This window comes from Streptococcus sp. ST14, from assembly GCF_046098195.1.
Lineage (GTDB): Bacteria > Bacillota > Bacilli > Lactobacillales > Streptococcaceae > Streptococcus.
The window spans coordinates 1-3,761 of the sequence record NZ_JBJUSF010000052.1 but is presented as its reverse complement, the minus strand read 5'-3'; the positions used below and the strand labels follow the sequence as shown (position 1 = coordinate 3,761).

At 39.4% G+C, this 3,761-nt stretch carries 1 protein-coding gene; it reads right to left on the bottom strand.

Translation table 11 applies throughout. The annotated features are described in order from the left end of the window. Positions 1 to 3,761: PBECR4 domain-containing protein (locus ACIY19_RS10675; RefSeq protein WP_409003387.1), on the bottom strand; the 3,761-nt coding region annotated here is incomplete at both ends.

Below are 3,761 nucleotides of genomic sequence, written 5' to 3'. Positions count from 1 at the left end.
TCCTGACTCAATCTTAATTGTTCCAATGCTTGATCCATCCGAACCATTAAACTTTTAGCTTCTTGTTGGACAATATCCAACTGTGCTTCTAAATCAGCAAGTGTCTCCTTATCAGCAGACCACCCAGATAGATAGTTAAAGGAATACTCTGACGTATCAATACCATAGTATGAAGAAACGACATAAGCGACACTTTCAGCCTGGAGTTCAGCGGTGCTTCTAGTTAGATTTTCCTTTTGAGGATTATCTGCATGATGCAACTCTGCATGAGCCATTTCATGTAAGAAAGTTTTAATAATTTGAGCCTTGTTCATCTCATTACTACGTAAAACAATTTGATTTTCTAGGACAGAATAATATCCATGTTTATTATTTTCCATCTCTTCAAATCGAACCGATACATCATTTTCTTTTGCAATAGCCATTAGGGCACGGTAAAGATTTGCATAGTCCAAATCAGTCAGCTGTTCTTTCACTTCTGCAGCTTTTGGCATCTCTTTTCCTTCTGTCTGACTAACATCAAAAACTGGTACCAAACCAAAGAATGTAACTGTTTCTGGTTTCCCATTTTTATCCAATATTGGTTGGTTATTCTCATCCTTTTTGATCTTCGTCATAGGTTTAAAAATACGTAAAGCCTTCTCACCTTTTTTCACATAGCGACCAAAGTTTTCTTTCCACTGTTTGAAAGAAGCTACTTGCCTTGCTTCAGGATTTTGTGCAAGAATTAAGCGCAAGTTGCGATTAGAATAATTATTTAGTTGGCTCATTTTCGTTAGATAGTCTTTGTACTTATCTGAATCCAGAAACTCCTTAATCCCTTCTTTAAGATGACGACTTAATCCTGCCATATCTTTATTTTGAATAAAATCTGCGACTGCAAGACTGCCAGCTGCTAAAACAATTTCATCCGCTTGTAGACCCTCTTCAACCTCTGGTTTAGAACCTGGCTTCGATCTAAAATCATACGGATTCGTTCCCTGAAGCAACTCCTCATCATCAGAAACACCGTCAGCATCCGCATCATGTTCCAACTCCTGCTTGTTGTAGCTTTGTTCTTCTAGTTTGATTTCTTCCTCTTGTGATTTCTCAAATTCTTCTCGGACTGTGGAGATCGTTTGTTCAACTTTTTCTGATAAACCTTTGATTTCTTTTTGCCATTTTTCAATAAGGGCCAATTGTTCCATAGGTGAGTCTTTGACTCCCAACTTCTCAAACCAAGCAGATAGATTTTCGACCTCTATACTATCCATTCCATCAAAAGAGATAAATCCAAGGCGACCATCATGACTACTATCTGTAAATCCAATTGGACTATTTTCCAAATCTCCAAATGGGAGTTGGGATAGAAGTTGATCTGCGTAAAGAGTATCTTCTAAAGCGTAACTGAACTGAGAAATATCTAACTCACTCGCTAATCTCTCCAGATGATACGGAGTGAATATGGCCCCATCTATCTTCATCAATTCTGGGTACTCTCTCATTTCTCGTGTTCCAAGTCTTTCTTTGTGAGCGATGGGGTTAATCTCCTCACCGATATTGTAACGGATGCTATCCTGGATCAGTTCACCATCAGGAGCGTAGATACTAAACTGAATCTTAGTTGGAGAGAGATAGCCTTCTGGGTGACCATCAGTCACTTGTTTTAGCCCTTCCTGATGTAACTGATAAAAGCTCTGGTTGGCCTTATATAGCTCCCTAGCGAAATCCTGATAAGATATCAGCTCGGTTTCTTTAAATGGCAATTTAGGCCCATCTGGTCGCTCCTCAGCCCATTGAAGACGTACATGGTAGTTCTCCTTATAGATGTGATCTTGTTGCCATTCTTTATAAAAATCTGAATTGGTATCTAGGAGATGATCTGCACCAGCTGCAGTAACAATCTGGTCAAATTTATCATTGTACCGTTTCGCATAGTCAAGATACTGATTCCAGGCTTGATGAAATTCTTCTGGAGTTTTTGAGATGTCACCTGGCACACCTAAATTATAGACAGTATCTAAGACTTGAGTAAAGGTAGCTGAATCAAGTGAAGTTTTATTCGATGTGTCCTCTGGAGCAATATGTTCAATTTCTTTAGTTGTATCAGTCTTGATTTCCTCAAACAAGCCATTTTTCATAATGGATTGCAATTCTTTGCCCCCATCCTTAATATAGTCCTCATTGATCGATAGCTGTTCAATGTGGCCATTACGTTCACGGAATACTGCAAGAATAGGAGTTTTATCTGCCGTCTCCAGTTCTTTGACCAGTCTGGCTCTAGATTGAAATACTGATACTGGAATATAATTTTCTTCTTCCAGCTCTTTAAACAGTAAAATAATATCTTTATCATCAGACTTTATAAGACTGTCAAAGCGCCCATTATATCGTCTAAGATTAGTTAAATCATCAAAATAGAAAGACGTACTTTCTGTTGCGACTGAAAGATCTGACAGGACGTTGATTTTGTCAAAAGCTGCATCATTGTTAGCCAAAAGAATATTATCAAAGTGCCCGTTTCCCTCTGCAAAATCACGTAAAGTTTTTTCAGGTGTCTGCCCTGGTGCAAGTGGCTTGATCCCCGTCAAGTGCATGAAGTGTTTTTCTTCAAAATTTACTTGTACAGTCTTATCAGGAGTGACATAATAAATCTTAGAGTTAGCCAATTCAGCCAAATAATACTGCGCTGCATTCTGTATAGTTTGACTACGAATTGGACGATTCAATTTAGCTAATTCATGCGAGGAAATAGAATGATAGTGGCCATCATTACTTGACTGAAACTCTTCATTTATGCTAAAATATAATAAATGAGAGGATAACGTAGGGCGACTGGTAACAGAGCGTTCAAAGGTACCAACTTCTGGTACGGGTGTGGGACTGCCTTCAGCCTTGGGCTGTAAAGACCCCTGACTACCATTGGTCCTCTCATTTTTTTGATACTCTGAATTCATATTTTGCTCTTGAGACTTCCCAAGAGCTTTTTCTGTGCTCTGATTTTCTTCCAGTGCTCTACTAGAATCTCCAAGAGGATTGGAAGGTTTTTCAAAGGTCACTGTTTTGTCCGAATCAATGATCATTTGTTTTTTTGGCTCTACTGAAAAACCTATATTATTCCAGTTTTCCTTCAACCATGTTGCATCTTCAGGAGAGAGGTGGCTGGTATCAGGAAAGTGACTTGATGATTGAATTTCCTCAGCCTTTTCCAGTTTCTTGGTCTGCTTCAGAATCTCATTCCAGTCTGTCTTCTCCTGGCCTTCACGTTTTGGCGGTCTTGCATCGATAACTGGGATTTTCTTCTCCCGTAGTTTGGTAATAAAGTCTGTACCTGCTTTATCGTGATCAACTGCCAGCGTGATGAGATCATCATATTTGTGATCTTGGAAAAGTGTGGATGTTTCCGCTGCAACAGATAAAAAGTTAGAGGTACGTGTTAGTTCACTAGACTTGGTATAATCCCTTTCATCCATCGTAAGCTCCCCTCGCTCCTGCAGAATTTCAAGAACATAGTGAGACAAAACTCCCTCTTTTAATCCTTCCATCGCAACCAGTCGAACATCGTTTAATTCGCCCTTATGAAGCTCATAATAGCTCATAAGGTCAATTGGTGCCTCTGTCACAATTAAACGCTTAGGAGAGCCTATAGAAACGTTTAAGCCACTGATAGATTCTGATTGATACATGATTTGTTTCAAGTACCCCTTGCCAGGATGACGTTCTTGATCAGGAACAAGTCCCTGGAGGCTCGCACCTACCAGTTGCTGATTTCTGTCCAAGTA